The organism is Saccharopolyspora hattusasensis, from assembly GCF_050972075.1.
GTDB classification, from domain to species: Bacteria; Actinomycetota; Actinomycetes; order Mycobacteriales; family Pseudonocardiaceae; genus Saccharopolyspora; species Saccharopolyspora hattusasensis.
On the sequence record NZ_JBPCDC010000001.1, the window covers coordinates 250,935 to 275,652 of the forward strand.

Annotated in this window: 24 protein-coding genes; 12 read left to right on the forward strand and 12 right to left on the reverse strand. The window is 71.1% G+C overall.

The annotated features are described in order from the left end of the window. Positions 1-69: 69 nt before the first annotated feature. Positions 70-723, reverse strand: a complete 654-nt coding sequence (locus ACRXBZ_RS01265) for an HNH endonuclease family protein (RefSeq protein ID WP_433877378.1) — start codon at positions 721-723, stop codon at positions 70-72. Positions 724-1,047: 324 nt separating this feature from the next. On the opposite strand from ACRXBZ_RS01265, the gene ACRXBZ_RS01270 reads away from it, so the two are divergent. From ACRXBZ_RS01270 to ACRXBZ_RS01285, 4 genes are all read left to right on the forward strand, one after another. Then, positions 1,048-1,461, forward strand: coding sequence for a hypothetical protein (locus ACRXBZ_RS01270; RefSeq protein WP_433877379.1), 414 nt, complete (start codon positions 1,048-1,050; stop codon positions 1,459-1,461). Positions 1,462-2,460: 999 nt separating this feature from the next. After that, positions 2,461-2,670 carry a helix-turn-helix domain-containing protein gene (locus ACRXBZ_RS01275; protein WP_433883772.1) on the forward strand — a complete coding sequence of 70 codons (210 nt, stop codon included), beginning with the start codon at positions 2,461-2,463 and terminating at the stop codon, positions 2,668-2,670. A 146-nt stretch (positions 2,671-2,816) separates the two neighbouring features. Continuing rightward, entirely contained in the window at positions 2,817-3,626 is an 810-nt protein-coding gene (locus ACRXBZ_RS01280) for a transposase (RefSeq protein ID WP_433883773.1), read from the forward strand. 297 nt (positions 3,627-3,923) lie between these two features. Further along, positions 3,924-4,445 carry a lytic polysaccharide monooxygenase auxiliary activity family 9 protein gene (locus tag ACRXBZ_RS01285; protein ID WP_433877380.1) on the forward strand — a complete coding sequence of 174 codons (522 nt, stop codon included), beginning with the start codon at positions 3,924-3,926 and terminating at the stop codon, positions 4,443-4,445. 68 nt (positions 4,446-4,513) lie between these two features. Here the strand turns inward: ACRXBZ_RS01285 and ACRXBZ_RS01290 are convergent, their stop codons facing one another. Genes ACRXBZ_RS01290 through ACRXBZ_RS01305 form a run of 4 tightly spaced genes read right to left on the reverse strand, consistent with a single transcriptional unit; the run spans position 4,514 to position 8,166 of the window. Continuing rightward, positions 4,514-5,203, reverse strand: a complete 690-nt coding sequence (locus ACRXBZ_RS01290) for a DUF2071 domain-containing protein (protein WP_433877381.1) — start codon at positions 5,201-5,203, stop codon at positions 4,514-4,516. 3 nt (positions 5,204-5,206) lie between these two features. Then, positions 5,207-6,247 carry a type III polyketide synthase gene (locus ACRXBZ_RS01295; protein WP_246868604.1) on the reverse strand — a complete coding sequence of 347 codons (1,041 nt, stop codon included), beginning with the start codon at positions 6,245-6,247 and terminating at the stop codon, positions 5,207-5,209. Beyond that, on the reverse strand, positions 6,244-7,443 hold the full coding sequence (locus ACRXBZ_RS01300; protein WP_433877382.1) for an acyl-CoA dehydrogenase family protein: 1,200 nt from the start codon (positions 7,441-7,443) through the stop codon (positions 6,244-6,246). The genes ACRXBZ_RS01295 and ACRXBZ_RS01300 overlap by 4 nt, the downstream gene beginning before the upstream one ends. 6 nt (positions 7,444-7,449) lie before the next feature. Beyond that, positions 7,450-8,166 carry a class I SAM-dependent methyltransferase gene (locus ACRXBZ_RS01305; RefSeq protein ID WP_433877383.1) on the reverse strand — a complete coding sequence of 239 codons (717 nt, stop codon included), beginning with the start codon at positions 8,164-8,166 and terminating at the stop codon, positions 7,450-7,452. 27 nt (positions 8,167-8,193) lie between these two features. Between ACRXBZ_RS01305 and ACRXBZ_RS01310 the strand changes: the two genes are divergently transcribed. Beyond that, positions 8,194-8,997: a UbiA family prenyltransferase gene (locus ACRXBZ_RS01310; RefSeq protein WP_433877384.1), complete on the forward strand. Its 804-nt coding sequence runs from the start codon at positions 8,194-8,196 to the stop codon at positions 8,995-8,997. Positions 8,998-9,196: 199 nt separating this feature from the next. Here ACRXBZ_RS01310 and ilvA read toward each other — a convergent pair whose 3' ends face one another. Continuing rightward, positions 9,197-10,450, reverse strand: a complete 1,254-nt coding sequence (gene ilvA / locus ACRXBZ_RS01315) for a threonine ammonia-lyase IlvA (protein ID WP_433877385.1) — start codon at positions 10,448-10,450, stop codon at positions 9,197-9,199. A 117-nt stretch (positions 10,451-10,567) separates the two neighbouring features. On the opposite strand from ilvA, the gene ACRXBZ_RS01320 reads away from it, so the two are divergent. After that, positions 10,568-11,434 carry a universal stress protein gene (locus ACRXBZ_RS01320; RefSeq protein WP_433877386.1) on the forward strand — a complete coding sequence of 289 codons (867 nt, stop codon included), beginning with the start codon at positions 10,568-10,570 and terminating at the stop codon, positions 11,432-11,434. On the opposite strand, the gene ACRXBZ_RS01325 is transcribed toward ACRXBZ_RS01320, so the two are convergent. Then, positions 11,398-11,796, reverse strand: coding sequence for a DUF5313 family protein (locus tag ACRXBZ_RS01325; protein ID WP_433877387.1), 399 nt, complete (start codon positions 11,794-11,796; stop codon positions 11,398-11,400). The genes ACRXBZ_RS01320 and ACRXBZ_RS01325 overlap by 37 nt on opposite strands. Positions 11,797-12,057: 261 nt before the next feature. Here ACRXBZ_RS01325 and ACRXBZ_RS01330 point away from each other — a divergent pair, with 261 nt between their 5' ends. Together ACRXBZ_RS01330 and ACRXBZ_RS01335 are read left to right on the forward strand one after the other, a co-directional pair. Next, positions 12,058-12,621, forward strand: a complete 564-nt coding sequence (locus tag ACRXBZ_RS01330) for a GNAT family N-acetyltransferase (RefSeq protein WP_433877388.1) — start codon at positions 12,058-12,060, stop codon at positions 12,619-12,621. Positions 12,622-12,793: 172 nt separating this feature from the next. Beyond that, entirely contained in the window at positions 12,794-14,335 is a 1,542-nt protein-coding gene (locus tag ACRXBZ_RS01335; protein WP_433877389.1) for an LCP family protein, read from the forward strand. Positions 14,336-14,444: 109 nt separating this feature from the next. Here the strand turns inward: ACRXBZ_RS01335 and ACRXBZ_RS01340 are convergent, their stop codons facing one another. Beyond that, positions 14,445-15,617, reverse strand: a complete 1,173-nt coding sequence (locus ACRXBZ_RS01340; RefSeq protein WP_433877390.1) for an MFS transporter — start codon at positions 15,615-15,617, stop codon at positions 14,445-14,447. Between the two features lie 37 nt (positions 15,618-15,654). Beyond that, the gene (locus tag ACRXBZ_RS01345) at positions 15,655-16,185 is read right to left on the reverse strand and encodes a Chromate resistance protein ChrB (protein WP_168589061.1); all 531 of its coding nucleotides are present in this window, start codon (positions 16,183-16,185) and stop codon (positions 15,655-15,657) included. A gap of 138 nt (positions 16,186-16,323) precedes the next feature. Between ACRXBZ_RS01345 and ACRXBZ_RS01350 the strand changes: the two genes are divergently transcribed. The 4 genes from ACRXBZ_RS01350 (at position 16,324) to ACRXBZ_RS01365 (ending at position 21,099) form a co-directional block, all read left to right on the forward strand. Next, entirely contained in the window at positions 16,324-16,953 is a 630-nt protein-coding gene (locus ACRXBZ_RS01350) for a carbonic anhydrase (RefSeq protein ID WP_433877391.1), read from the forward strand. A 131-nt stretch (positions 16,954-17,084) separates the two neighbouring features. Continuing rightward, positions 17,085-19,460 (forward strand): wax ester/triacylglycerol synthase domain-containing protein, encoded by a 2,376-nt coding sequence (locus ACRXBZ_RS01355; protein WP_433877392.1) that lies wholly within the window; start codon positions 17,085-17,087, stop codon positions 19,458-19,460. Then, on the forward strand, positions 19,457-20,383 hold the full coding sequence (locus ACRXBZ_RS01360) for a DMT family transporter (protein WP_433877393.1): 927 nt from the start codon (positions 19,457-19,459) through the stop codon (positions 20,381-20,383). Before ACRXBZ_RS01355 ends, ACRXBZ_RS01360 begins: the two co-directional genes overlap by 4 nt. Next, the gene (locus tag ACRXBZ_RS01365) at positions 20,374-21,099 is read left to right on the forward strand and encodes an SDR family NAD(P)-dependent oxidoreductase (protein ID WP_433877394.1); all 726 of its coding nucleotides are present in this window, start codon (positions 20,374-20,376) and stop codon (positions 21,097-21,099) included. Before ACRXBZ_RS01360 ends, ACRXBZ_RS01365 begins: the two co-directional genes overlap by 10 nt. A 48-nt stretch (positions 21,100-21,147) precedes the next feature. Here ACRXBZ_RS01365 and hpnH read toward each other — a convergent pair whose 3' ends face one another. From hpnH to shc, 3 genes are read right to left on the reverse strand one after another with little or no spacing between them, the layout of a single operon-like run. After that, complete coding sequence (hpnH, locus tag ACRXBZ_RS01370) at positions 21,148-22,149, reverse strand: adenosyl-hopene transferase HpnH (RefSeq protein ID WP_433877395.1); 1,002 nt, start codon at positions 22,147-22,149, stop codon at positions 21,148-21,150. Beyond that, positions 22,149-22,799: a phosphorylase family protein gene (locus ACRXBZ_RS01375; protein ID WP_433877396.1), complete on the reverse strand. Its 651-nt coding sequence runs from the start codon at positions 22,797-22,799 to the stop codon at positions 22,149-22,151. Before ACRXBZ_RS01375 ends, hpnH begins: the two co-directional genes overlap by 1 nt. Position 22,800: 1 nt before the next feature. Continuing rightward, positions 22,801-24,690 carry a squalene--hopene cyclase gene (gene shc / locus ACRXBZ_RS01380; RefSeq protein ID WP_433883774.1) on the reverse strand — a complete coding sequence of 630 codons (1,890 nt, stop codon included), beginning with the start codon at positions 24,688-24,690 and terminating at the stop codon, positions 22,801-22,803. Positions 24,691-24,718 lie beyond the last annotated feature (28 nt).

The window sequence follows — 24,718 nt, forward strand, 5'->3', positions numbered from 1 at the left end:
GGCCTGCACGCCGGCGCCGTTCCGCCTGTACCCAAACCAGGTACAGGCGGAACGGCTCACGGCGTGGGATCAGCCGCAGGTCGCGAGCATTTCCTGCAGCGCCTTCTTCTCCGGCTCGGTGACGGTCAGGTCGTAGGAGCGCTTGACTGTGATCCAGCTCGTCGCGTAGCTGCACCAGTTGGCGCGCTCGGGCTTCCACTGGGACGGGTCCTGGTCGCCCTTGCTGCGGTTGGAGCTCGCGTCGACGGCCACCAGCTGCGGCAGCTGCATGTCGTTGGCGAACTGCTCGCGGCGCTGGTCGTCCCACTTGTTCGCGCCGCTGCGCCAGGCGTTGGCCAGCGGCACCATGTGGTCGATGTCGATCGCCGACGGGTCGGTCAGCTGCTGGCCGCTGTAGACGCTGGTCCACGTCCCAGAAGTAGGTTCGCAGGCGTTGTTGGAGCGGACGTTCTGACCGTCCCGCGCCAGCACCGCCTCGCGGGTGTTGCAGTTCTTCCCGGCTTCCGGCTTCGTGATCCAGTGCTTGAACCGCTCCCGCGAGTAGCCATCCATCGAAACCGACTGGGCGACGCGGAGTTCGGCGAGCTGCTCGGCGGCGGGGCCGGCGGCGGACCCGGCGGCACCGCCCTGCGGGTCGAAGAAGCCGGACTCGAAAACCACCCACATCAGGCCCAGCAGCGCGGCCGCCACGACCGACGCCCAGACGGACTTCTTGGCAGCCATGCGTCTCCCCTGCTCCGGCGGCGGTGTCGCCGTCCATTCGATCACCCCGCGGTGCGGCCGCACTCCGCCGGGTGAGTAATCTGACATCCTGCCCCGCCTGGCGGCGGATTCCAACTCTCAGAACGGCGAGAATTAAGGTCCGTGTTGCAGGTGAAACCGCAGGCAGACCAGACGAACTCGGCTTGGTTCGTGCGCGAGTTGTTGTCTATCCGCCCGCAGTCGCTACAGCTCAGACTGGTGTAGGGGCCGGTACGTCCTGCACTCGGCTTGGTGCTTTGTGTTCGGTGCGCTGCGCAGCAAATCCCATCCTTTGGGCGCGCACGGTTGACTCCGGAATTGGCGCACCTCTCCTCCGACCTGAAGGCCGGGAGCCCTACGGCCTCTCGGTGGCCCGGCACACCGACGTTCAGGCGCTCGCCCCGGTTCGCGGGATGTACCGGGGATGTAGCGCAACAGCAGGCCCGCCCCCAGCAGGCCGAGCACGCCCATGCCCGCTCCGGCGAAACCGACGCCGACCAGCGCGGTCAGCCCGGACACGGTGACCGGCCCGACCGCTTGCCCGAAGTCCGCGGTGAACCGCCAGGCGCCGAGGAACGGTGCCGGACCAGGCTGCGGCGCCAGGTCCGCGCCGAGCGTCGGTCTGGCGTGATCGCTGGTGTGCGGGATGCGCGGAGGTTATCGCCTGGGGTGCAGGAGGATCTGCGGCGCAGGGTGGTCGCGGCTGTGCATGGTGGATGAGGCAGGTCGAGGCGGCGCGGGTGTTCGCGGTAGCGCCGCAGTCGGTGTCCGGATGGGTGCAGGTGTGGCGGAAACAGGGTTCGAAGGGTCAAACACGACCCGCTCGCCAATTGTGGTGCCGATTCGCCCGGCAGCCGACCTGATCGACCTACTCGCCTCGTACGGCGTGAGTTGTCTCTACGAGGCGAAGCCGGGGCATTTCGAGCGCGTCCGGGTGGCCTGAAGGTGTCATGTCGTTCTTCCTGAAGCGCAGGGCGGTCGGTGACCGGGCGCGTGGGGGCATTCGCGCCCGGTCACCGGGGGAAGGTCTGGTGCGGCGGAGGCCGGGGGGAGGCGCCGCAGCGGCCCGGCTGGGAAGGTCAGGTCTCGTGAGTGATCCTTCCGGTAAGAACCGGAAGGATCACTCACGAGCGTTCAGGCACACAGGTGGTGCCGCCCGGTGGGCTCCTCCTGGGGCGCCGAGCTGGCCTGGGTCGGCTGTGGAGATCCCGGTGGTCTGTGGGGGTGTTCTTGTTCCGCCTGGTGTCTTCGTTGCGGGTTTCGGCTTCGATGTCGGCTATGAGGTGCCAGACCGTGTAGGCGGCTTCGCCGCCGCCTCCGGCGTGCTGGCCGGATCGAGAACGCGAGGGCTGTTGCGGGTAGCTGGGTGGTGAGTATGGCGAAGAGCAGGGTGAACAGGACGAACGTGCTGAGCTGGATTCAGGACATCGGTGGTTCTTCTTCGGTGGGGCGAAGGGGGTGCCAATTTCGCGAGAAATTGACGTTCACCCGGGTGACGGTCAATTTCTCGCGAAATTGCCACCACCTGCACGAACGCACTGCGGCGATCACGAAGCGCGACGATGCCCCGTCACCCGGGGTGGGCGCAATTTCTCGCGAAATTGCGCCGTCCTCGGGTGACCACAGGCGGGTGGTGAGGGTGTGCCGGCAGCGCATGCAGGTGCGGATGCAGTCCCTTTTCGGGCTGGTCGTGCAGCTCCGCTACGTTCGGCTGGGGTGGTGTGGACCCGCAAGGCGGTGGCCGAGTTGATCCGGGTGCGGCACGGCGTCGTGTTGAGTTTGCGCACCGTCGGCGACTATCTGCGCTGTTGGGGTGTGTCGCCGCAGAGACCGGTCCGCAGGCTTACGAGCGGGGCCCCGAGGCCGTGTGCCGATGGGGGGAGGACTATCCGGCCATCGTTGCTCGCGTTTGCCGCGAGGGCGCGGTGATCTTGTGGCTGGACCAGGCCGGGATCCGCTCTGATGCCGCAGTGGGCCGAACCTGGGCACCGGCCGGCCCGGACACCCGTGGTGGGCAAGACCGGGGAAACGGTTCAGCGTGAACGCCATGTGCGCGATCGGTAACAAGGGGCGAGCTGTACTTCACCGTCTACACCGGGTCGTTCAACGCCGGCGTGTTCGTGCCGTTTCTGGACCGTCTGACCCGTCACCTGGACCGTACGGTCCAGGTGATCGTCGACGGTCGTCCTGTCCACCGCCGCAAGACCGTCCGCAAGTGGGTGGACGATCACGCTGCGGCGATCGGGATGCACTTCCTGCCCGGATACAGCCCGGAGCTCAACCCCGACGAGATCCGGGGTGCCGACCTCAAAAGGACCATGTCCACCGGCACAGCACCGAAAACCCGCTACGAGTCGAAACAAGCGGTCCGCTCCTTCCTCCACCGACTCCACAAGTCGCCTGGCCCGAGTTCGCTCCTACTTCGGCAAACCCGAAGTCCGCTACGCCGCCTGACATCACACATTTGCCCTACGAATCAACAAGCGGCTCGGGGTTGGGCTGGGGTGTGGGTTGTGGTTACCGCACGTCCACGCACGTCCACGCACGTCCACGCACGTCCACGCACGTCCACGCACGTCCACGCACGTCCACGCACTCCACGCACTCCACGCACCTCCACACGGGTTACCGCCGACGGCGACCCGAGAAACCGGGAACTGGGATGTCCTTTTAGGACTTGGAAGTTCGACGCGCTGGTTCGTGCGCCAGTCACCGGCGACAGGGGGCTGGCCACGCGGCGCAGATCGACGTGCCGACGCCGGGTGAACGCGATCATCACCAGGCGATCGTCGAGCGGGCCGCACCCGGTGTCAACCGCCGCACCGGCCGTCCCACCACGCGGACTCGCGCACCGAAATCCGGCCCGGAGCTCGAAGGTTCCATGAACGGCGGGTGAAAAACGGCAAACGGCTTGGGAAAAATACACTCGAAACGGACATCTGGCACATCGTCGCAGACCAGCCGTCGATCCTGGCGGCGTGAACGGGGCGTCGAACCGGACGAATCTTGACCGCCGCAACAACCGAAACCTATGGTCCAGACCACGGCTGAGCGTGGGGTCCGCCCGGCTGACCGGTGGTCGCCGGAATGTTCTCTCTCCCCTTCCTCCGCCAAGTTCCACCCCAGCAACCGCCGGTCAGGCACCACCCACCTGACGAGGCGGTCTCACCAAAGGAGCTGAGATGAACAAGAACCCGAAGCTCTCCGCCGCCGTGGTCGGTGCGGCGCTCGCCCCCTTCCTGATCACGATCCCGGCCGGCAGCGCCAGCGCGCACGGCTACATCGACTCGCCGGCGAGCCGGCAGGCCCAGTGCGCCGCCGGAACCGTTCCGTGCGGCGCGATCAAGTACGAGCCGCAGAGCGTCGAGGGCCCGAGGGGCCTGACCAGCTGCAGCGGCGGCAACGACGGATTCGCGGAGCTTGACGACGACAGCAAGGGCTGGACCGCGACGCCGGTCGGCAACTCGGTGACGTTCAACTGGACGCTGACCACCGCGCACCGCACGACGACCTGGGAGTACTTCATCGGCGGCAACCGGGTCGCCGTGTTCGACCAGGGCGGCCAGCAGCCGCCGTCGCAGCTGTCGCACACCGTCGACCTCGGCGGCGTCAGCGGCAAGCAGAAGGTGCTGGCGGTCTGGAACGTCGCCGACACCGCGAACGCCTTCTACGCCTGCGTCGACCTCGACGTCGGCGGCAAATGACCGTCCGACCGGCGTTTCCCCGAAACCGGCGGGCCCGCGCTCCACACGGAGCCGGGCCCGCCGCGTCCTCACACCGGGGCGGGCCGGCCGAACCGGGCGTCCACTCTGGACGCGAACCGGACGACGGGTCGGGCCGGCGGGGCCAGGCCGAACTCGCCCAGCAGGCCGGCATCGGTGAACTCGAGCAGCTCGGCGGAATCCAGCGCCCAGGGCTCGTGCACCACCGGGACTTCGACGGGCCAGCGGTGCCACGTCGAGAACATCCGCCAGCGCGCGGTGAGGAACCGGTCCGCGCTGGTCGGCGCGACGCGCTCGCGGCGCCGGATGCGCATGCTCAGGCCGATGCCGGATCGCTCGACACGGTAGGCGGTTTCGGTTGCGGTCGTCGAGCATTCGACCGCCGCCGACCGGTACGGAAGATGACCGACCGCCCTGGCGAGGCGCACGAACGCCGGATGCGAGGCCGCCAAGGACAGGAACACCAATCCGCGGCGGCCGTGCTCGTCGACGGCGAAGGTCCGCACGTTGACCTCGGTGAACCGCATCCTCAGCGGACTGGTGACCACCATCCCGAGACCGACCACGCCGACCCACGCCGTGCCGTCGAACACATCCGGCCGGGTGCGCGGCGGCAGCACCGCCTCGATTTCCCGTGCCGCGCAAGGCCAATGCACGAACACGACGTCGCGCCAGACCTGACAGGTGAACGACCAGCGCACCTGGTGGGGCGCGGCCAGTGTGATCGGTTCGAGTCCCATGGCTCACATGATGACTTCCAGCAGCGCGGCGTAGAGCGTCAGTCCGGGACCGAACGCCAGGGCCGCGATGTGGCTCCCGGGCCGGAGTTCGCCGCCGGCCCGGAGTTCTTCGAGGACCATCAGCAGCGTCGCGGAGGAGCAGTTGCCGCGCTCCGCGAGAACATCCCGCGACGGCTGCAGGGCCGAGGGAGGCAGGCCGAGGGTGTCTTCGACGGTGTCGAGGATGCGCGGGCCACCCGGGTGCACCGCCCAGCCGCGGATGTCGCTGCGCCGCAGGCCGTTCCGGCCCAGCAGGTCGTCGAGCACCGCGCCGAGGTGCCGGGCCAGTACGTCCGGCACCTGCGGCGAAAGCCCCATCCGGAAACCGAGATCGGTGATGTCCCAGGTCATGTGGGTGCTCGCGCTGGCGTCGGTGAAGGCGGCGATGTCGACGACAGCCAGCCCCGCCGAGTGCGGCTGCAGGACCGCAGCCGCGGCCGCATCACCGAAGAGCGCATGGGAGACGACCTGCTGCGGGTCATCGGTCGGCGGCTGGATGTGCAGGGAGGTCAACTCGACGGACAGCAGCACCGCGGCTCGCCCGTGCGCCGCGACGAAGTCCGCGACGCCGCCGAGGGCCGGAAGGGCCGCGTAGCAACCCATGTGGCCGACGAACAGCCGCCGCAGGTCCGGGCGCAGCCCGAGCGAGGCGGCGAGCTTGATGTCCAGCCCTGGCGTTCCGTACCCGGTGCAGGAGACGACGGTGAGCAGGCCGACATCGTCGCCGTCGATGCCGGCGTCGTCCAACGCGGCGGCGACCGCCTGGTGTCCCAGACGCGGGGCTTCCTCGCTGAAGCGGCGCATCCGGGCCGCCGTGGACCAGCCGGACAGGTCCTCCTTGATCGGGTTGGCGACTGTGTGGCGGCGACGCACCCCGGCGCCCGCGAACACCCGCCGGGCGAGGCGGCTGGCGCGGAAATGCTCCTGGAAGAAGTCGTCCCACAGCACCTGCTGCTCGGTGGTGTCCGGCAGCGCCGAGCCGAAGCCGGCGATCAACGGCGTCACCAACGCGGCGACTCGGTCTCGTCGTCGGGGTCGCCGCCGAGCGCGGCCACCCCGAGCCAGTCGGCGCAGACGTCGGAGGTCGCCGGTTGCAACGCACCGCACCGCGCGTCGCGGTAGATCCGCTCCAGCGGGTGCCCGCGCCGCGTCGCCGACGCCCCGGCGGCCTCCAGCACCGACGAAGCCACCGATGCCGCGGTGTCACCGGCGACCAGCTTCGCCCGCCACACCCAGCGGTTCGTCTCCGGCTCCCCCGGCCGCTCCGACACCCGCCGGGCCGCCTCCCGCACCACGGCGTCGGCCGCGGCGACCGCCGCGTCCGCCCGCCCCATCCGGGATCGCACGGTCGGCAAGGTGTGCAGTCTGCGCTCATGCAGGTGCATGCCGCCCACGCGCAGCGCCGACCGCGCCACGCCTACGTACACGGCGGCATACGACGCGACAAGCCACTGCGGCATCGCCTGCGCCGTCAGCAGCGTGATGCCCTCGATCCCACCCAGCAGCGCATCCGCGCCGACCGACACCTCGAAGTGCACGTCGTGGCTTCCCGTGGCGCGCATGCCCATCGAATCCCAGGTCGGTTCCACCCGGATGCCGTCGCCGGTCGGGACCACGAAGTAGGACACCTTCGGCTCGGCGGCGTCGACGTCCCTGGCGGTGACCAGGTAGGCGTCGGCATGCCCGGCACCAGAGACGAAGGCCTTGCTGCCGTTGATCCGATATCCACCGTCGCAGCGGCGGAAGGTGGTGGCGGTGCGCGACAACCTCGAACCCGTGCCCCGTTCGCTCATAGCCACCGCGTAGAGCGCGCCGTCGGCCGCCGCGGCGAGCAGCCGATCCCGCGCGGCGAAGCAGCTTTCCGGCGCGCCGAGTTCCCGCAGCAGTTCTTCGGGCGTGTGCGCCAGCGCGCCGGTGACCGAGGCGTGCATGTTGAAGATCAGCGCCGTCGAACCGGCCCCACCGGCCAGTTCGGCCGCGAACGCGGCGTAATCGGCGAACGATGCGCCGAACCCGCCCAGTTCCGCGGGAACCATGAGCCCCAGCAGGCTGCGAGCACGCAGGTCGACGAAGTCCTCGCTGGGAAAAGCGCCGGAGGCGTCGTAGTGCTCTGCGCGCGCGGCGATCCGCGGAACCAGGTCGCGCGCCGCTTCCTGCGCGGCGGCCGGTGAAAACGGTTCTACGACCGGGAACAGCGACAACAGCCCTCACCCCTTCTTCCGGCCGATGCCCTGGAACAGCACCGCTGTCGACGAGAACGGGACCATCCGAACGCCTCTCCCTCGTCCTGCGGCCCAGGTCAGCAGGTCCACCAGCGACGGGCGCACCCCGCGCAGGGTCAGCGCGACGCCGTGCCGGGCCGCTTCGGTGATCAGCTCGCCGCGGTCGACCAGCAGCGCCGGATCGTGCACTCCGCGCACTGCCACGTGCGGAACGCGTTCGGCGATCCCGATCGCCACCAACCGGCACAAGGCCGTCGCCGCCAGCGTGTCGAGCACCAGCAGGCCCCCGGGCCGCAGCAACCGGCAGGCTTCCCTTACCGCGGCGGGCAAATCAACCACGTGTTCCAGAACCTCCCCTGCCACCACGCAATCCGCGCACCCGTCCGGCAGCGGGACCGCGAGGACATCCCCGGCGACCGGCTGCACCCCGTGCTCGGCGGCCTGCCGCAACGCGGTCCGCGACCGATCCACACCGACATGCCAGTACCCCTTTCCCGCCACGTGCGGGGCCAGCAGTCCCGCGCCGCAGCCGAGGTCCACCAGCACCGCTCCGGTTCGCGCCGCGGTGGGGACGAGCGCGCCGCGAGCGGCGGCGAGCCAGTGCAACATCGCGAAGACGCCACGCGGCTGCCACCACTGGTCGGCGAAGACCTCGTACAGCAGAGGATCGTTGCGCCGCACGGTCCGGCCGGAACGTGCCATGCGCTCCAGGCTGGCACACTCGGCCGGGTGCGGCATTTCGCAACTGCGTCCTCGCTGATCCGGGCCTCGCACCCGGTCCCGGCGCTGGCCGTCACGGCGATCACCACCGGGCTCGCGGTGACCGTCGGGCGCGATGCGGGCGGCTTGGCCCTGACGGCGGCGGCGGTGTTGGCCGGGCAGTTGTCCGTCGGGTGGCTCAACGATCTGGTGGACGCCGACCGGGACGCCCGGGTCGGGCGGCGGGGCAAGCCGGTGGCGGCGGGCGCGGTCTCCCGGCGGACGGCGCTGGTCGCCGTGCTGGTGTCGGCTCCGGCGGCCGTGGTGCTGTCGCTGCCGTTCGGCGCCGTCGCGACGATCGCGCACCTCATCGCGCTGGTGTCCGCGTGGGCCTACGACCTCGGTTTGAAGTCCGGTCCCTTTTCGGTGTTCCCGTACGCGCTGTCGTTCGGGCTGCTGCCCGCGTTCGTGATGTTCGGCGGCGGCGGGCCGCCGCCGTTCTGGCTCGTGCTCGCGGCAGCGTTGCTGGGTTCGGCCGCTCATTTCGTTAACGTGCTGCCGGACCTCGGTGATGATGCGGCCACCGGCGTCCACGGCCTGCCACACCGGCTGGGCGCGGCGCGGAGCACCGCGGTGGCCGCATGCCTGGTCCTGGCCGCGTCGGCGACGCTGGTGGACGTTTCATGGGTGATCCTGCCGCTGGCGGCGGCCGTGCTCGGCGCTGGTCTCGCGCTTGGCCGCCGCCCGGGTTCCCGCACCGCGTTCCACGCGGTCGTCCTCGTCGCACTGCTCGACGTCGCGATGCTCCTGAGCGCCGGAGCCCAACCCACCTGATCAAGCACAGTGGACTATCCCTTGTGGACAAATCCGGCGAGGACGGCGAACGCGATGATGTTGTCGCGGTAGCTGCGCTCGCGTGATCGAAGCGACATCGCGCACGAACTGCGCACCCCGCTGGTGAACGTCCGCGGCTGGCTGGAGGCCGCCCAGGACGGCCCTGACCCGCACCGCAAACGAGCCTGGAACAGTCAGGTCAGACCAGGAACGAGAACAGCGGGGAGCCCGGGGAGACCTGCTCGATCTGCAGTGGGGAGCCCTTCATCCGCGTCAGCAGACCGTCCAGCTCGTCGGCGCGGTCGAGCTCGATGCCGACCAGCGCCGGGCCGGTCTCCCTGTTGTTCTTCTTCACGTACTCGAACGCGACGATGTCCTGGCCGTCGTCGAGCACATTGTCCAGGAAGTGCCGCAGCGCTCCCGGTTCCTGCGGGAACGTGACCAGGAAGTAGTGCCGGAGCCCTTCGTGCACCAACGAGCGTTCGACGACCTCGCCATAGCGGCTGAGGTCGTTGTTGCCGCCGGAAACCACGCACACCACCGGCCCCCGGGGCGGGCGCACCAGCGGCAGCCGGGCCGCCGCGCTGGCCAGCGCCCCGGCGGGCTCGGCGATGATCCCCTCGGTCTGGTACAGCTCGATCATCTCGGTGCACACCGCGCCTTCGGGCACCGCCACCAGTTCGTCGACCAGTTCGCGCACCACGCGGAAGCCGGCTTCGCCGACGCGCCCGACCGCAGCGCCATCGACGAAGGTGTCCACCGACGGCAGGGCGATCGGCCTGCCATGGTCCAGAGCGGCGCGCATGCTGGCCGCCCCGGCCGGCTCGGCCCCGATCACCCGTACCTCGGGGAAATGCTCCTTGAGCCACAGCACCACGCCGGCCAGCAGCCCGCCGCCGCCGACCGGGACGATCACGGTGTCGATCGGGCCGTCGTGCTGCTCCGCGATCTCCAGTCCGACCGTGCCCTGCCCGGCGATGGTCCGCGGGTCGTCGAAGGGGTGCACGTAGACCGCACCGGTGCGGTCGCTGTCCTCTTTGGACGCCGCGCTGGCCTCGTCGAAGGAGCTGCCCGTGATCACCGGCTCGACCCATTCGCCACCGATCTCGGCGATCCGCCGGCGCTTCTGCCGAGGCGTGTTCGCCGGCAGGTACACCCGGCCCTTGATCTTCAGCTCGCGGCAGGCGAACGCCACGCCTTGCGCGTGGTTGCCGGCGCTCGCGCACACCACCCCGCGCTTGCGCTCGTCGGCATCGAGCGAGGAGATCAGGTTGTACGCGCCGCGCACCTTGTAGGAGCGGCAGACCTGCAGATCTTCCCGCTTGAACCGAACCAGGACGCCAAGTTCGCCGGTCAGGCGGCTGCTCGTTTCCAACGGAGTTCGTCGGACCACCTGCCGCAGGCGGGTACCGGCGCGGAAGATCGCTGCGGGAGTCAGCTCATCGGACACCAACCGATACTAAATGCGCTGGTCGGCAAGCCCCCGTTCGGGTGCGTCGGCGCGGGGCCCATCGGCCCTACTACCGCGCGCTGGCGGATGCGCATTGTGGTGCTGAGGAGGCGATTGGAGATGGCCAGGACGAAGCAGTCGGTCGTGGTGGGAGTCGACGGTTCGGAATCGTCCTCGCAGGCGGCGCTGTGGGCCACCGCCGAGGCGACGCGGTTGGCCGTTCCGGTGCACCTGGTCGTGGTCAACGACGATCCCGCGCGGGAAGGGTTCGCCAAGCAGGCGGTCCGCGACATCGCCGAGCGCTGCCACCGCGCGCGGCCCGAGCTGACGATCACCGATGAGGTCGCCGTCGGACACCCGGCCGAAGAACTGGTCCACCGCTCCGAAAGCGCCCAGCTGGTCGTCGTCGGATCTCGCGGGCACGGCGTGTTCCGGGACGTACTGCTCGGCGCGATCAGCACTTCGGTGGCCGCGCACGCCCGCTGTCCGGTCGTCGTGGTACGCGGTGCCGCAGCGGCGTCAGGCCCGGTCGTCGTCGGTGTCGACAACTCGCCGGGGAGCCACGTCGCGGTGCACTACGCCTTCGACGCCGCGAATCGGCGGCACACCGGCCTGATCGCGGTGCAGGCGCTGCCCGATGCTTTCTTCACCGTCGGCACCTATCCCCTGCCCGACCGGCAGGAGATCCAGAACCGGGCCGACCTGCACCTCGCCGAACAGCTCTCCGGCTGGTGCGCTGATTACCCCGACGTCACAGTGCGGCGCGAGGTGGCCAACCAGCACCCCGTCGCGACGCTGTGCGAGGCCGCCCGGCAGGCTCAGCTGCTCGTGGTCGGTCACCGCGGCCGTGGCGGCTTCGCGGGACTGCTTCTCGGCTCGGTCGCCAACGGCGTCCTGCACCACGCACCGTGCCCGGTGGCGGTGATCCGCACCTCGGCGGGTAGTTCGCGCTACGCCTCCGGCGGCTGGCGCCAGACGGCGCGGTAGCGCTCGGCGGCGTCGGCATCGCGCTGCCCCCGAACCGCCGAGCCGTGGCCGGGTGGATAGCCGTAGCGGACGAGCCGCGCGTCGACGCTGTCCACCGCGCTGGTCACCACGATTCGACCCACCACGAGAATGCCCAGCAGCAGCGCGCCCGCGGCGATCGGCCACGACCCGCCCAGCAGGCCGAGCCCGAGGAACAACGCGAGTCCCAGCGGCGCGATCTGGATCAGGCCCCGGACCAGCACCCGCAGCACCCACGTCTTGCAAGTGGCATCGCGCAGCACCCACTCCCGGTAGAGCTCGGGGAGCTTGCCGCCGTACTGGTAGTGCAACCACCGGGCGGGATTCGGGCGCTTCACTGGCATTCGCCCAGCCTACGACGGGCCCCTTCCGCACTCCCCAGGATGATCCCGATCGAGCAGCGGTTCGCCGTCGGCGCGGTCGAGGACCTCGAAGGCGCGATCCGCGACCAGGTTGCCGAGCACGACCCGCGAACCCGTCAGCGGCCGCGTACGTTAATTTCAATCAACACTGAAGCGATAGTTGTAATCAGCAAAATATCCGACGATGTGCGCGAACTAGAATCAGGAGTGCCTCCCCCAGCGTCGCCGAAGGCGGTGGCCGCCATGCCTCTCCTGACAACCGACCGCCTGATCGTGCGCGACTGGACTACCAGCGATAGCGACGTGCAGGCCGCGCTCGCGCTTTACGGCCGCCCGGAGGTGACCGAGTGGCTCACACCGGTCGTCGCCAACGTCGCCGATCTCGCCGCGATGCGCGCCGTCGTGCACGCCTGGATCGAGTCGCAGCCGAACCTGGTGCCGCCCACCGGGCGGTGGGCGATGCAGCGCCGGTCCGACGACATGGTGGTCGGCGGGCTGGTGCTGCGGATGCTCCCACCGTACGACCACGACCTGGAGCTGATCTGGCAGCTGCACCCGGAGGTCTGGGGCCACGGCTACGCCACCGAGGCCGCCACCGCGCTGCTGCGCTGGGCGTTCACCTTCGACATCGACGCGGTCTTCGGCCTGGCGCTGCCGGACAACACCCGCGCCATCGCCACCGCCGAACGCATCGGCATGGAGTGGGTCGGCGAAACCACGAAGTACTACGACACCTCGCTGCAGGTCTACCGCATCCGGCAGGGGGACCTGCCCAGCGGACCGACTCCCGGCCCACCCCAGGACTGACCGAAAATCCACTGTGGCCTTTTGCACCGTCCGCAGTGGACGAACGCATCTGTTACCGTGCGTCGTCAGATCATCCGCTATCGGATGATCTGCTGAATGCCCTGGTGAGTGGGATGCTGAAAGGGTCACCGAGGTCCGAGCAGCGCCTGGGGCGCACCCGCCGGAGGTACCAGTGCCACCGCACCGCAACGCCCGAGCGGCCGCCCGCAGGCCAGCAAGCCGCCGGCCCGCCGCACCTCGCCGGTCGGCGGACCGCGGCCGGTCGGCGGACCGCGCCCGCGCCAGCGCTCGCACCGCGGCGACCGTGCTGTCCGTGCTGGTCCTGGCGGTGACGGGATACGCGTGGTCCAACTACCGGCACCTGCTCGACGGCCTCGCGACCAGCGACGTCACCGACGGGGCCGGGGCCGACGGGGCGACCGACATCCTGCTGGTCGGCATGGACAGCCGAACCGACGCGCACGGCAAACCGCTGCCCGAGAACGTGCTCCGGGAGTTGCACGCCGGGGCCAACGACGCGGCGCTGACCGACACGATCATCCTGCTGCACATCCCCAACGACGGATCCAGCGCCGTCGGGTTCTCCTTCCCCCGCGACGCCTACGTGCAGATCCCGGGCTTCGGCCGCCACAAGATCAATTCTGCCTACGGCAGGGGCAAGGAAGACGCCATCGCGGTGCAGACCAAGCGCGGCACCGCCGACCCCGCGGAGCTGGCGCGGCTCGGCGGCGACGCCGGGCGGAAGCTGCTGGTGCGCACCGTCGAGCAGCTGACCGGCGTGTCGGTCGACCACTACGCCGAGGTCAACCTGCTCGGCTTCGCGCGGATCACGGAGGCCGTCGGCGGCGTCCCGGTGTGCTTGCTGGCGCCCGCCCGGGACTCCTACTCGGGCGCGAACTTTTCAGCCGGGCCGCAGACGATCTCCGGCCCGGACGCGCTCGCATTCGTGCGTCAGCGACACGGGCTGCCGCGCGGCGACCTGGACCGCGTCGTGCGCCAGCAGGCCTTCCTGGCCGGGCTCACGCAATCGGTGCTCTCCGGCGGTGTGCTGGCCAACCCTTCCCGGCTGCACGAACTGATCGGGTCGCTGCAGGAATCCGTGGTGCTGGACCGGGATTGGGACGTGCTGGCGTTCGCCGACCGGCTGCGCGGGCTGGCCGGCGGCGCGGTCCGGTTCACCACCATCCCCATCGAGAACGCCGACTACCAGACCCCGGAGGACGGCGACGCCATCCTGGTCGATCCCCGCAAGGTGAAGGCCGCGATCAGCAGCACGATCGACCCGTCGACGGCCGAAGCCGGGCAGCCCGGCGAGACGAAGTCCCAGTCCGCGGCCGCGAGGGTGGACGTGCTGAACGCGACGAAGACACCGGGGCTGGCCCAGCGCGTGCGGACCGAGCTCGCCAACCGGGGCGAACAGGTGGGTCAGGCCGGCAACGCGCCCGCGCGGACCAAGTCCGTGGTGCGCCACGGCCCGGGGGACGACGCCGACGCCAACCGGATCGCGACGCTGCTGGGAGGCCTGCCGATCGAGGCCGACGAGTCCATGCCCCGCGGCCGGGTCCAGGTGGTCATCGGCGGCGACTACCACGGGCCCGCCGCGCCGGGCTTCGCGCCACCGCGCGCCGTGCAGCTCGACGGACCAAACCGGCAGCAGAACACAGGTTCCAGCCCGGACTCGATCACCGCCAACGGCGTCCCGTGCGTCAATTGACCGGGCAGCGCCGGTGGTGAGGCGGCCCCCTCGCCCGTCTCACCACCGACCAAATCACCGCTGGCCAACGATACGCCGCAGCGGTGGTAGTTGCGAGATCAAAAACCGCTCACCGGTGGGTCGCGGTGCCCACCCACAGCGCCACGACCAGCATCGACAGGACGACCGCCAGACCGGTCAGGCCCCACCCCAGGGAGGCAGCGGCGGCGAGCACGCCGACCAGTAGCGGGCCGCCCGCGTCACCCAGTTCGCGCCCGACCTCCGCCGAACCCATCGTCTGGCCAAGCCGCTCCCGCGGCGTCGAGGCGGCCAGGTGCGCGAAACCCAACGGTGTCACGACCCCGGTGCCGAAACCGATCGCAACGGCGGCCACGAGGACCCCGAGCAGGCCGGGAACGACCGCGGCCACGAGCAACCCGACCACCGCGACCGCGAGGCCGCCGGCCATGCCGGGCACATCGGGCAGCCGCCCCGCGTCGCGCGCTCGGCCGGCCCACGGCTGCACCAACGCCGCGGTCGCCGCGAGCACCGACACCGCCGCGCCGGTTGCCAACGGGCCCAGCCCGCCGACCGCGCCCACCACCGGCAGGAACCCGACGCCCACCGCCAGCGCCGCCGTCGCGCCCGCCAGCGCCGCGGTCGGCCGCAGGAACCCGGGAGCGGCCAACCGGCGGGCCAGGTCGAACAGGGTTTGGCGGGTCCGCGGCAGCGGCGGCACCGCCGGCACTGCCAGCGCCGCCCACGCGAGCACCGCGAGCGCGAGCCCGGCGAGCGTGCCGAAGAGCAGGTCGAACCCGCCGAAGGTGATCAGGACGCCGCCGAGGACCGGGCCGAGGGCGTACCCGAGGGCCTTCCAGGCGCCGTAGCTGCCGAACGCGCGGCCGTGCTGGGAGTCCGGCGCCAGCCGGGCGACCAGCGTCCCCGCGGCCGGGGAGAACGCGGCGGCCGCCGCGCCCTGGCCGAAGCGCGCGAGGCCGACCGCAGCCGGGTCACCGGCGAAGACGAACGCCGCCGAGGCCGCCGCGAACGCGAGCAGCCCGCCGAACAGCACCGGCCGCGGGCCGATCCGGTCGGTGACCGCGCCGAAGACCGGCTTGAGGACTACCTCGGCTCCGTCGTAGACGGCCAGCAGCAGGCCCAGCGCCAGCAGGGACGCGAAACCGGTGTAGGCGCCCAGCCCGGCGGCGATGCTGTGCGCGCCGAAGGCGGTCACGAATCCGGCCGCGTACAGCGGGAGAACCTGCCCGGCGCGTTGACCGGTCACCGGCTCGGTGCCGGACATCCGGCCACCTCCTTGTCGTCCATTTCGGCGCGTTCGGTCACATCTGGTGCAGTGCTCGGAAGACCTGCTCGGTGTAGTCGGCCAACCGGTCGGCGCAGTGCCGCAGCTGCTGCTGAGCCTCGGCGGCCGCCGGGGCGCCGAACACGTCGCGCGCCTTTAGTTCGCGGTACCAACGGCGCAGCCGATCCAGGCTCTGCTCCTCCTCTTCCAGCTCGGCCATGGTCAGCTTGCCGTTGCGCAGTTCCTTGTCGATCTCGGCGTCGAACTTGCCGCAGTCGGCCAGGAACTCCGCCCACTCCTCCTGCCGCTCGGCCGTGAACATCTCCGTCAGCCGCGCCGAATCGGGTTCGTCACGTCCCGTGGCGGCCAGCACCACGACCTCACCGGAGCCCCGCTCGGCGAGCTCAATGGCCCGCGCCACGCCGGCGGCCACGCCAGGCACGTCCGGCAGCGTCCAGGTGCCCTGGCCCAGCGAGAGCGCCCCGACCCGGCGCAACTCCCGCCACACCGCTACGCGGTGCCGCGACGGCTGCGCGGGCAGCCGCACGACGAGAACCAGCCACCTCATCACCTGCACGTCCGTCACGAGGATGAATGTATCACGCGTTACATCGCACCTCCTACTACACCGCGCGGCCGGCGTGACGTCGCCCATATGGGGGCTCGAGCGGCATTGCTTCGAACCTGCGTGCGGTAGTTTTCCGGCATGCCGAATCCGCCGTCCTCGCCCACCGAAGCCTACGAAGTACTGCTGGAGGGCAACCGCCGGTTCGTCGACAACGCGCGCCTGCACCCGAACCAGGACGCCGACCACCGCGCCGCCCTGGCTCCGGCGCAGCGGCCATTCGCGGTCCTCTTCGGCTGCTCCGACTCCCGGCTGGCCGCCGAGATCATCTTCGACCAGGGGCTCGGCGACCTATTCGTGGTCCGCACGGCGGGGCACGTCATCGGCTCCGAGGTGCTCGGCAGCATCGAATACGGCGTCGGCGTGCTCGGCGCACCCCTGGTCGTGGTGCTCGGACACGACTCTTGCGGCGCGGTCACGGCCGCGCGGGAAGCGTGCATCGAAGGCACCGCGCCGCACGGCTACATCCGCGACGTCGTGGAGCGGGTGACGCCGAGCGTGCTGGCCGCCCGCGCCGGCGGCGTGACCGAGGTCGACGACATCGTGGACGTGCACATCCGGCGCACCGGTGACCTGATGCTGGAGCGCTCCGCGCTGCTGGCCAACGCGGTGGCCGAGGGTCGTTGCGCGATCGCCGGGCTCTCCTACCGCCTCACCGACGGCACCGTCCGGCTCGTCGGCAGCCACGGCCCGCTGCTGCCCGCGGACTGACCCCCGGGATCCACTGTGGCCGCCTGCTGGCGTCCACTTCGGACATCGCTGGGCCTGGCCGCTCGGCCAGCCGATCCTGGTCGATCACGTTAGCCTGCGAAGGCACGGATCGGGCGAAAGGATCCAGCCTGGTGACCGTCCAGCCGCGTCGAGTGCTACTGATCAGCGCCACCATCGGCGAGGGCCACAACGCGACCGCCCGCGCCGTCGAGGAGGCGGCCAGGCAGGTGTGGCCGGGGTGCGAGATCGCCTGGTTGGACGCCCTGCGCGCGATGGGCCGGTGGGTGCCCGCGGCGTTCAACTGGATCTACGTCACCAACGTCGAATCAACGCCGTGGCTCTACGACTTCTTCTACGAGTCGCTGTGGCGCTACCGCTGGTTCGCCAACGCCTCCCGCCGGTTCGTCGGCGCGTGGAGCGGGCGGCTGCTGCGCCGGTCCATCGCTGAGCACGCCCCGGAACTGATCGTCTCGACCTATCCGCTGGGCACCGCCGGGCTCGACTGGCTGCGCCGCCGGGGCGGCCTGGACGTGCCGGTGGCGGCGGTCGTGTCGGACTTCTCGCCGCACCCGTTCTGGGTCTACCCCGAGGTCGACCTGCACTACGTGATGAGCGAGGCGAGCCTGCGGGCGATGCGGCGGGCGGAACCGGACGCCGTCGGCGCGGTCTGCGTGCCGCCGGTCGTGTCGTCGTTCCGGCCCGCCGACCGGGCCGCGGCGCGGCGGTCGTTCGGGCTCCCGGAATCCGGTTTCACGGTACTGATCTCGTGCGGCTCGCTCGGGTTCGGTTCCGTCGAGCGCGCAGTGGATGCGGCGCTGCTGGCCGAGGGGGTCGAGCGGGTCGTCGTGGTCTGCGGTCGCAACGCCGCGCTGCGACGGCGCTTCGCCGACCGCGCGGACGATCGGATCGTCGCGCTGGGCTGGGTCGATGACATGCCCGGTCTGACGGCCACCGCGGACGTGGTGGTGACCAACGCGGGTGGGGCCACGGCGCTGGAGGCGCTGGCCTGCGGGCGTGCCGTGGTGATGTTCGAACCGATCGCCGGGCACGGTCGCGCGAACGCCGAGCTGATGGCCGACGCCGAGCTGGCCGAGCTGTGCCCGCGGGAGAGCGATCTGACCGGGACGTTGCGCCGCTGGGCCGCCGAGCCGGACGAGCTCGCGCAGCGGGAACACCGGGCGCTCAAGCACAGCCAGGCCGCCGACTTCGCCGACCAGGTGGCCGCGCTGGCGCACCTGCCCCGCCACCACGGCCGCCGCCCGCTGCGCCCGCAGGACGCGTTCTTCGTGTACGCCACTACCCCGGTCGTCTCCCAGCACACCGGCGCGATCCTGCGCATGGAAGGACCGAACCGGTCCACATCGGACCTTTGCGAAGAAGTCGGTCGGCGAATCTCCCAACGTGCGGCTGGATTACCGATGCTGAACCGACGGCTGATCGTTCGGCGCGGTCGTCGGCCACAGTGGATTCACAGCGACGCGGTCGACGTCGTTGATCACCTGCGGTGCCGCGAGCTGAACAGCGGGCAAAGCGCGGGCCCGATCATCGAGGAGTTCTTCGGCACCCCGGTGCGCACCGACCAGCCGCCCTGGGAACTGCTGCTGCTCAGCGACGTCGGCACCGGCCACGCCTCGTTGCTGGCGAAGATGCACCACGCGCTGGGCGACGGTGTCGCGGTGACCAGCACGCTGCTGCGGTTGCTCAGCGATGGCCCGCACGCGGCGACATCGCCGAGTCGCGCCGACCAGCCGTGGTACCGCCGGGCCGGGAAGGTCGCGCGCGGATTGGTGAGCCTAGCCGGGGCCGGACCCGCGCCGACCAGCCATCTGGCGGGGCGCAGCACGCCGAACCGGTCGTACGCGGGCGTCGAGCTCCCGGCCGCCGAGGCGCGCGCCTGCGCACGCGCGCACGGGGTGAGCAGCACGGCGTTCCTGCTCGGCATGGTGGCCGAGGCGCTGCACCGGACACTCGGCGACACCACACCGGGCCAACGGTTCCGGGTCATGGTGCCGCGCACCGCACGCACCGGGCGGGGCGGCGCGGGCACCGGCGCGCCCGGCAACCACACCGTTTCGCTATCGCTCGACCTGCCGGTCGGGCCGATGCCGCCGGCTCGCCGCCTCGCCGAGGTCACCGCCGGACTTGCCGAGCCGGACCGCACCGGCCAGCCCGCCGCTGCCAGCGCCGTGCTCGCGGCACTTGGCGTGCTGCCCGCGCCGCTGCACGCTTGGGTCGTGCGGCAGATCTACCAGCGTCGCTTCTTCAACGCCGTGGTGTCCGTGATGCCGGGACGGCGTCGTCCGACCCACCTCGGCCAGACGCTGATCGCGGGCGTCGTGCCGGTGCTGTCGCTGGCAGACGGCGTGGGCGTGGCGATCGGCGCTGTCAGCTGGGGCGAGCGGATCGGGTTCGGGATCACCACCGACACCGGGCTGGCGCCGGAGGCCACCGAGCTCGCCGGTCACCTCCGCGACGCCTTCGCCGAGCTGCGAGGAGACCGGCGGTGAGCGCGCAGGGCACCGTGCTCGTCGTGGCCGTTCCGGCGGCCGTCCTAGGTGCGGCCAGTTTCGGGCTGGCCAGCGCGATCCAGCACCGCGTCACCAAGCAGGTGCCGAAGGTGCGCACGCTGAGCCCCCGCTTGCTGTTCGACCTCGTCCGCAAGCCGATCTGGGTGCTCAGCATCGGCACCGTGATCATCGGGCTGTCGCTGCAGGTGGTGGCGCTGGCCTTCGGACCGCTGGTACTGGTGCAGCCGTTGCTGGTGACCTCGGTGCTCTTCGGCGCGGCGTTCGCGGCATGGCTGGCGCACCGCAAGATGGACCTGGTGCTGGCGCTGGGAGGGCTGGCCTGCGTCGGCGGGCTGTCCGCGTTCCTGGTGCTGGGGCGGCCGTCCGGGCAGGGCAACGAGTTCACCGGGGCGTCGATCCTGCCGTTGGCGCTGGCGCTCGGGCTGCTCGTAGTGGTCTCGCTGCTGGCCGCGCGGTGGCTGCCCGGCGAGGTCGGGGTGATCGGCATGGCAGTGGCCACCGGCGTGTTCTACGGCGTGACCGCCGGTTTGATCAAGGTCGTGGCCGGGCACGTCCGCAGCGGCGGGCTCGCCGAGCCGTTCCACCACTGGTCGCTGTACGCGGTGTGCGTGATCGGGCCGATGGGGTTCCTGCTGAGCCAGCAGACCTTCCAGCGGGGCCGGTTGATGTCGCCCGCACTGGCCGTGATCACCACGGTGGATCCGCTGGTGGCGGCCGCGATTGGGGTGAACTGGCTGGGCGAACGCATCGAGTCCTCCCCCGCGATCCTGGTCGGCGAGGTGATCTCCGTCGTGGTGATCATCGGCGGGATCGTGGTACTTACCCGCCGGGGCGAGCAGCTGCGCCGCGCGATGGAGGAACGCGAGCGCAACGACGGCACGACGGATTCGTCGTGGGGCTGACGGTGCGCGGGCGCACCGCGCTGGTGACGGGCGCGTCCTCGGGCATTGGCGCGGCGACCGCCGCCGAGCTGAGCTCCCGCGGGTGCCGGGTCCTGCTGGTCGGCCGCGACGAGCACCGGCTTGCCGAGGTCGCCGAGCGCACCGGTGGCGAACCGGTGCCCGCCGACCTGACCGATCCGGCCGGGCTCGACCGGGCCGCCGCGGCCGCCCGCGCGGTCGATCTGCTGGTGCACAGCGCGGGCGTCGGCTGGGCCGGAGACCTGAGCGCGATGCCGCCGGAGCGGATCGAGGCGCTGACGGCGTTGAACCTGACCGCGCCGATGCTGCTGACCCGCGCGGCGCTCCCCGACCTGCGACAGCGGTGCGGGCACGTCGTGTTCGTCGCCTCGATCGCCATGGTGGGCGTGCCCGGCGAGGCGGTCTACTCGGCGACCAAAGCGGGCTTGCGTGCCTTCGGCGCGAGCCTCCGCTACTGCGACGGGATCGGCGTGACCACGGTGTTCCCCGGCGCGGTCCACACGCCCTTCTTCGCCGGGCGCCGCTACGACCGCCGCTTCCCGCGGATCGTCGGCCCGCAGGAAGTGGCCGAGGCGCTGGTGCGCGGCGTGGAGCGGGACGCGGAAGAGGTGTTCGTCCCGAAGTGGCTCACCGCGCCCGCTCGGCTGCAGGGCTTGCTGCCCGGCACGTTCCACCGGCTCGCCCGCCGCTTCGGCTGAGTTCCGCCGCCCGCACCGCCACGCAAAACTGCGCACTTTCTTATCCAGTCACCCCCGCAACGCGCGGATCGACTCGCGTAGCGAGCCCATGGTCGCCAGCACGGCGGTCGGTTCGTAGCCACAGTGCGCCATGCAGTTGGCGCAGCGCGGATCACGGCCGCGCCCGTAGGCGGACCAGTCGGTGTCGGCCAGCAGCTCCTGGTAGCTCCCCGCGTAGCCGTCGTTCATCAGGTAGCACGGGCGCTGCCAGCCGTACAGCGAGTACGACGGGATGGCCCAGGCCGTGCACTTGAAGTCGACCTTGCCCTCCAGGAAGTCCAGGAACAGCGGCGAGTGGTTGAAGCGCCACTTCTTGCGTCGCCCGTCGGCAAAGACCTTCCGGAACAGCTCGCGGGTCTCCGTCACGCCCATGAAGTGCTCCTGGTCGGGTGCCTTGTCGTAGGCGTAGGCCGGCGAGAGCATCATCTGGTCGACCCGGAGGTCGTTGTTGAGGTACTCCAGCACCTCGATGACCGACTGCGGGGTGTCGGAGGTGAAGAACGTCGAGTTGGTGGTCACCCGGAACCCGCGCCGCTGGACCTCCTTGATGTTGTCCACCGCCTGCGCGAACACGCCCTGCTTGCACACCGACTCGTCGTGCCGCTCCGCCAGCCCGTCGATGTGCACGGCCCACGCGAAGTACGGCGACGGCCGGAACTTGTCGATCTTGCGGGGCAGCAACAGCGCGTTGGTGCACAGGTAGACGAACTTCTTGCGCCTGACCAGCTCGTCGACGATGAGCTCGATCTCGGGGTGCATCAGCGGCTCGCCGCCGGCGATGGACACCACCGGCGCGCCGCACTCCTCCACCGCCGCGACGGCCTGCTCGACCGGCATCCGCTGCTTGAGCACGCTCGCCGGATGCTGGATCTTGCCGCAGCCCGCGCAGGCCAGATTGCACGCGAACAGCGGCTCCAGCTCCAAGGTCAAGGCGAACTTCTCGCGGCGCGCGAGCTTCTGCTTCACCAGGTAAGCGCCGACGCGGATCGCCTGGCGCATCGGAATGCCCATCAGGACACCTCCTCGGGTGCGGCGGATCGGATCTCCGGCAGGACGGTGCGCTCCCGCAGGACGGTGCGCTCCCGCAGGACGGCGCGGCCCCACCGCGGCAGGCACGAGCCGATGGCGTGCAGCCGGGCGAGCGCGGTCAGCGCGCGATCCGGCGTGCCCGGCCGGAGCAACGGTTGCCGTGCGGTGTCCACCACGACCCGCACGACGCCGAGCGGACGTCCCCCTGCCGCCTCGGCCAGCGCTGCCGACTCCATGTCGACGGCGAGCACCCCGGCACGGGCCAGCTCGGCGCGCTGGGCGCCGTGCACCACGCGACCGGCAGTGGCGATCGGCCCGCAACGCACCGGGAACCCGGCGCGGCGCAACTCCGCTGCCAACGCTGGTGCCGCTGGACAGCGCACGGTGCCGCGCTGACCGCGGAGCTCATCGGCCACGATCACATCGCCGGTGCAGACCTCGGCGCCGACCCCGCCGGCGAGCCCAGCGACGACCAATACGTCGAAGTCCGCCCCGGCGAGCGAGGCCGCGCTGCGGGCGCTGCGGCGCGGCCCGTAGCCCGTGCGGTGCACGGTTCCGGGGCCCAGGGCCGCCCGCAGGGCTCGGGCTTCGATACCCAGCGGGGCGCAGACCAGCAGCCGCATCGCAGTCATCTCAATCCCCAGCACGTTGGTACCGCCCGAGCGCCGTGAGCGGGAAGATCACCCGGTACAGGTGGTAGTTGATGTAGAAGTCGCCGGGGAACCCGGTGCCGGTGAACTGCGGTTCGTCCCAACCGCCGTCCACCCGCTGGGTGCGGGCCAGGTACTGCACGCCGCGGTGCACCGCGTCGGTGCCGTGCCGGCCCACCGCCAGCAGCGCCAGCAATGCCCAGCCGGTTTGCGACGCCGTGGAATCGCCCCGGCCGATCCACTCCGGGTCGCGGTAGGAACGCAGGTCCTCGCCCCAGCCACCGTCGGCGTTCTGGTGGCGTTCCAGCCACCGCACCGCCCGCCGCAGCGCCCGGTGATCGGGTTCGAGGCCCGCCCGGACCAGCGCCGGGACCACGGCTCCGGTGCCGTAGACGTGGTTCGCGCCCCAACGGCCGAACCAGGACCCGTCCTTCTCCTGGTTGTCCAGCAGCCACTTCACGCCCCGTCGCAGCACCCGGTCGTCGTGCCCCAGCGCGGCCAGCGCCTCCACCACGTGCGCCGTCACGTCGGCCGACGGCGGGTCGATCACCTCGCCGAAATCGCAGAACGGCAGCTTGCGCACCAGCGTCCGGGTGTTGTCGGCGTCGAAGGCACCCCAGCCGCCGTCGCGGGACTGCATGCCGCGCAACCAGCGGACACCGCGCTCGATGGCGCCGCGCACCGCCTCCGGGTCCGGGTGCTCGATCCGGTTCAGCGCGAGCAGCGCTTCGGCGGTGTCGTCGATGTCCGGGTAGCCGTCGTTGTCGAACTCGAACGCCCAGCCTCCTCCGGGCGGCAGGTCCGGGCGGCGCACCGACCAGTCGCCCTTGACCCGGATCTCCTCGGTCAGCAGGAAATCGGTCGCCCGGCGCAGCGACGGATGGTCGGCGGGCACCCCCGCATCGCGCAGCGCCTGCATGCCGAGCACGGTGTCCCACACCGGGGACTGGCAGGCCTCCAGCCGCCGCACCGGACCGGCCGGGGTCTGCTCGCGGATCAGGAAACCCTCCAGCCCGGCGAGCCCGTGCCGCAGCACCGGGTGGTCCAGCGGGTAGCCGAGCAAGTGCAGCGCCAGCAGCGAGTACACCCACGGCGGCTGGATCCCGCCCCAGGAGCCGTCGGCTTCCTGCCGCGCCACGATCCACTCCGCCGCGCGCAGCATCGCGTGCTTGCGCAGCGCCTTGAGCGGGCGTCGGTGGTAGCGGTGCAGAACCTGGCCCAGGGCGTGGAAACCGTACTTCCACGACCACTGTGGACGGACCCGTTCCGCCGCGCGTCCGGTGCGCAGTTCGCGCACGTCGATGCCGAGGTTCCGGCATGGCCGCAGCGTGCACACCACGGTCAGCGGGACGACGGTCTGCCGCGCCCAGCACCCCCAGTCCGCGACGTTCAGCGGGAACCACCTCGGCAGCAGCACGAGTTCCGGCGGCATCGCGGGCAGTTCGTCCCAGGACCATTCGCCGAACAGCGCCAACCAGATCCGGGTGAACACCCGGGTGGCCTCCAGCCCGCCACGCGCCAGGATCCAGTCGCGCGCCACCGCCATGTGCTCGGCGTCGACGGCGTCACCGGCGAGCTTGAGCGCCGTGTAGGCCTCCACCGTGGTGGACAGGTCGCCGGGTCCGCCGTAGAAGTTCGCCCAGGTGCCGTCAGGGCGCTGCTGTGCGCGGATCCAGCGGGCGGCCTGCTCGGTCTCGGCGGCGGTGCGGATGCCCAGGAACTGCCGCAGCAGCAGGTCCTCGACGTCCATCGTCACGTTGGTCTCCAGCTCGCCCTTCCACCAGCCGTCGGGGTGCTGGAGGGAAAGCAGGTAGTCGCGGCCGGCGGCCAGCGCGATCCGGGCATCGGCTCGCGCGGCGGAAGCCGAAACCATGCCGGTGCGGATAGGCTGCTGCAACTGA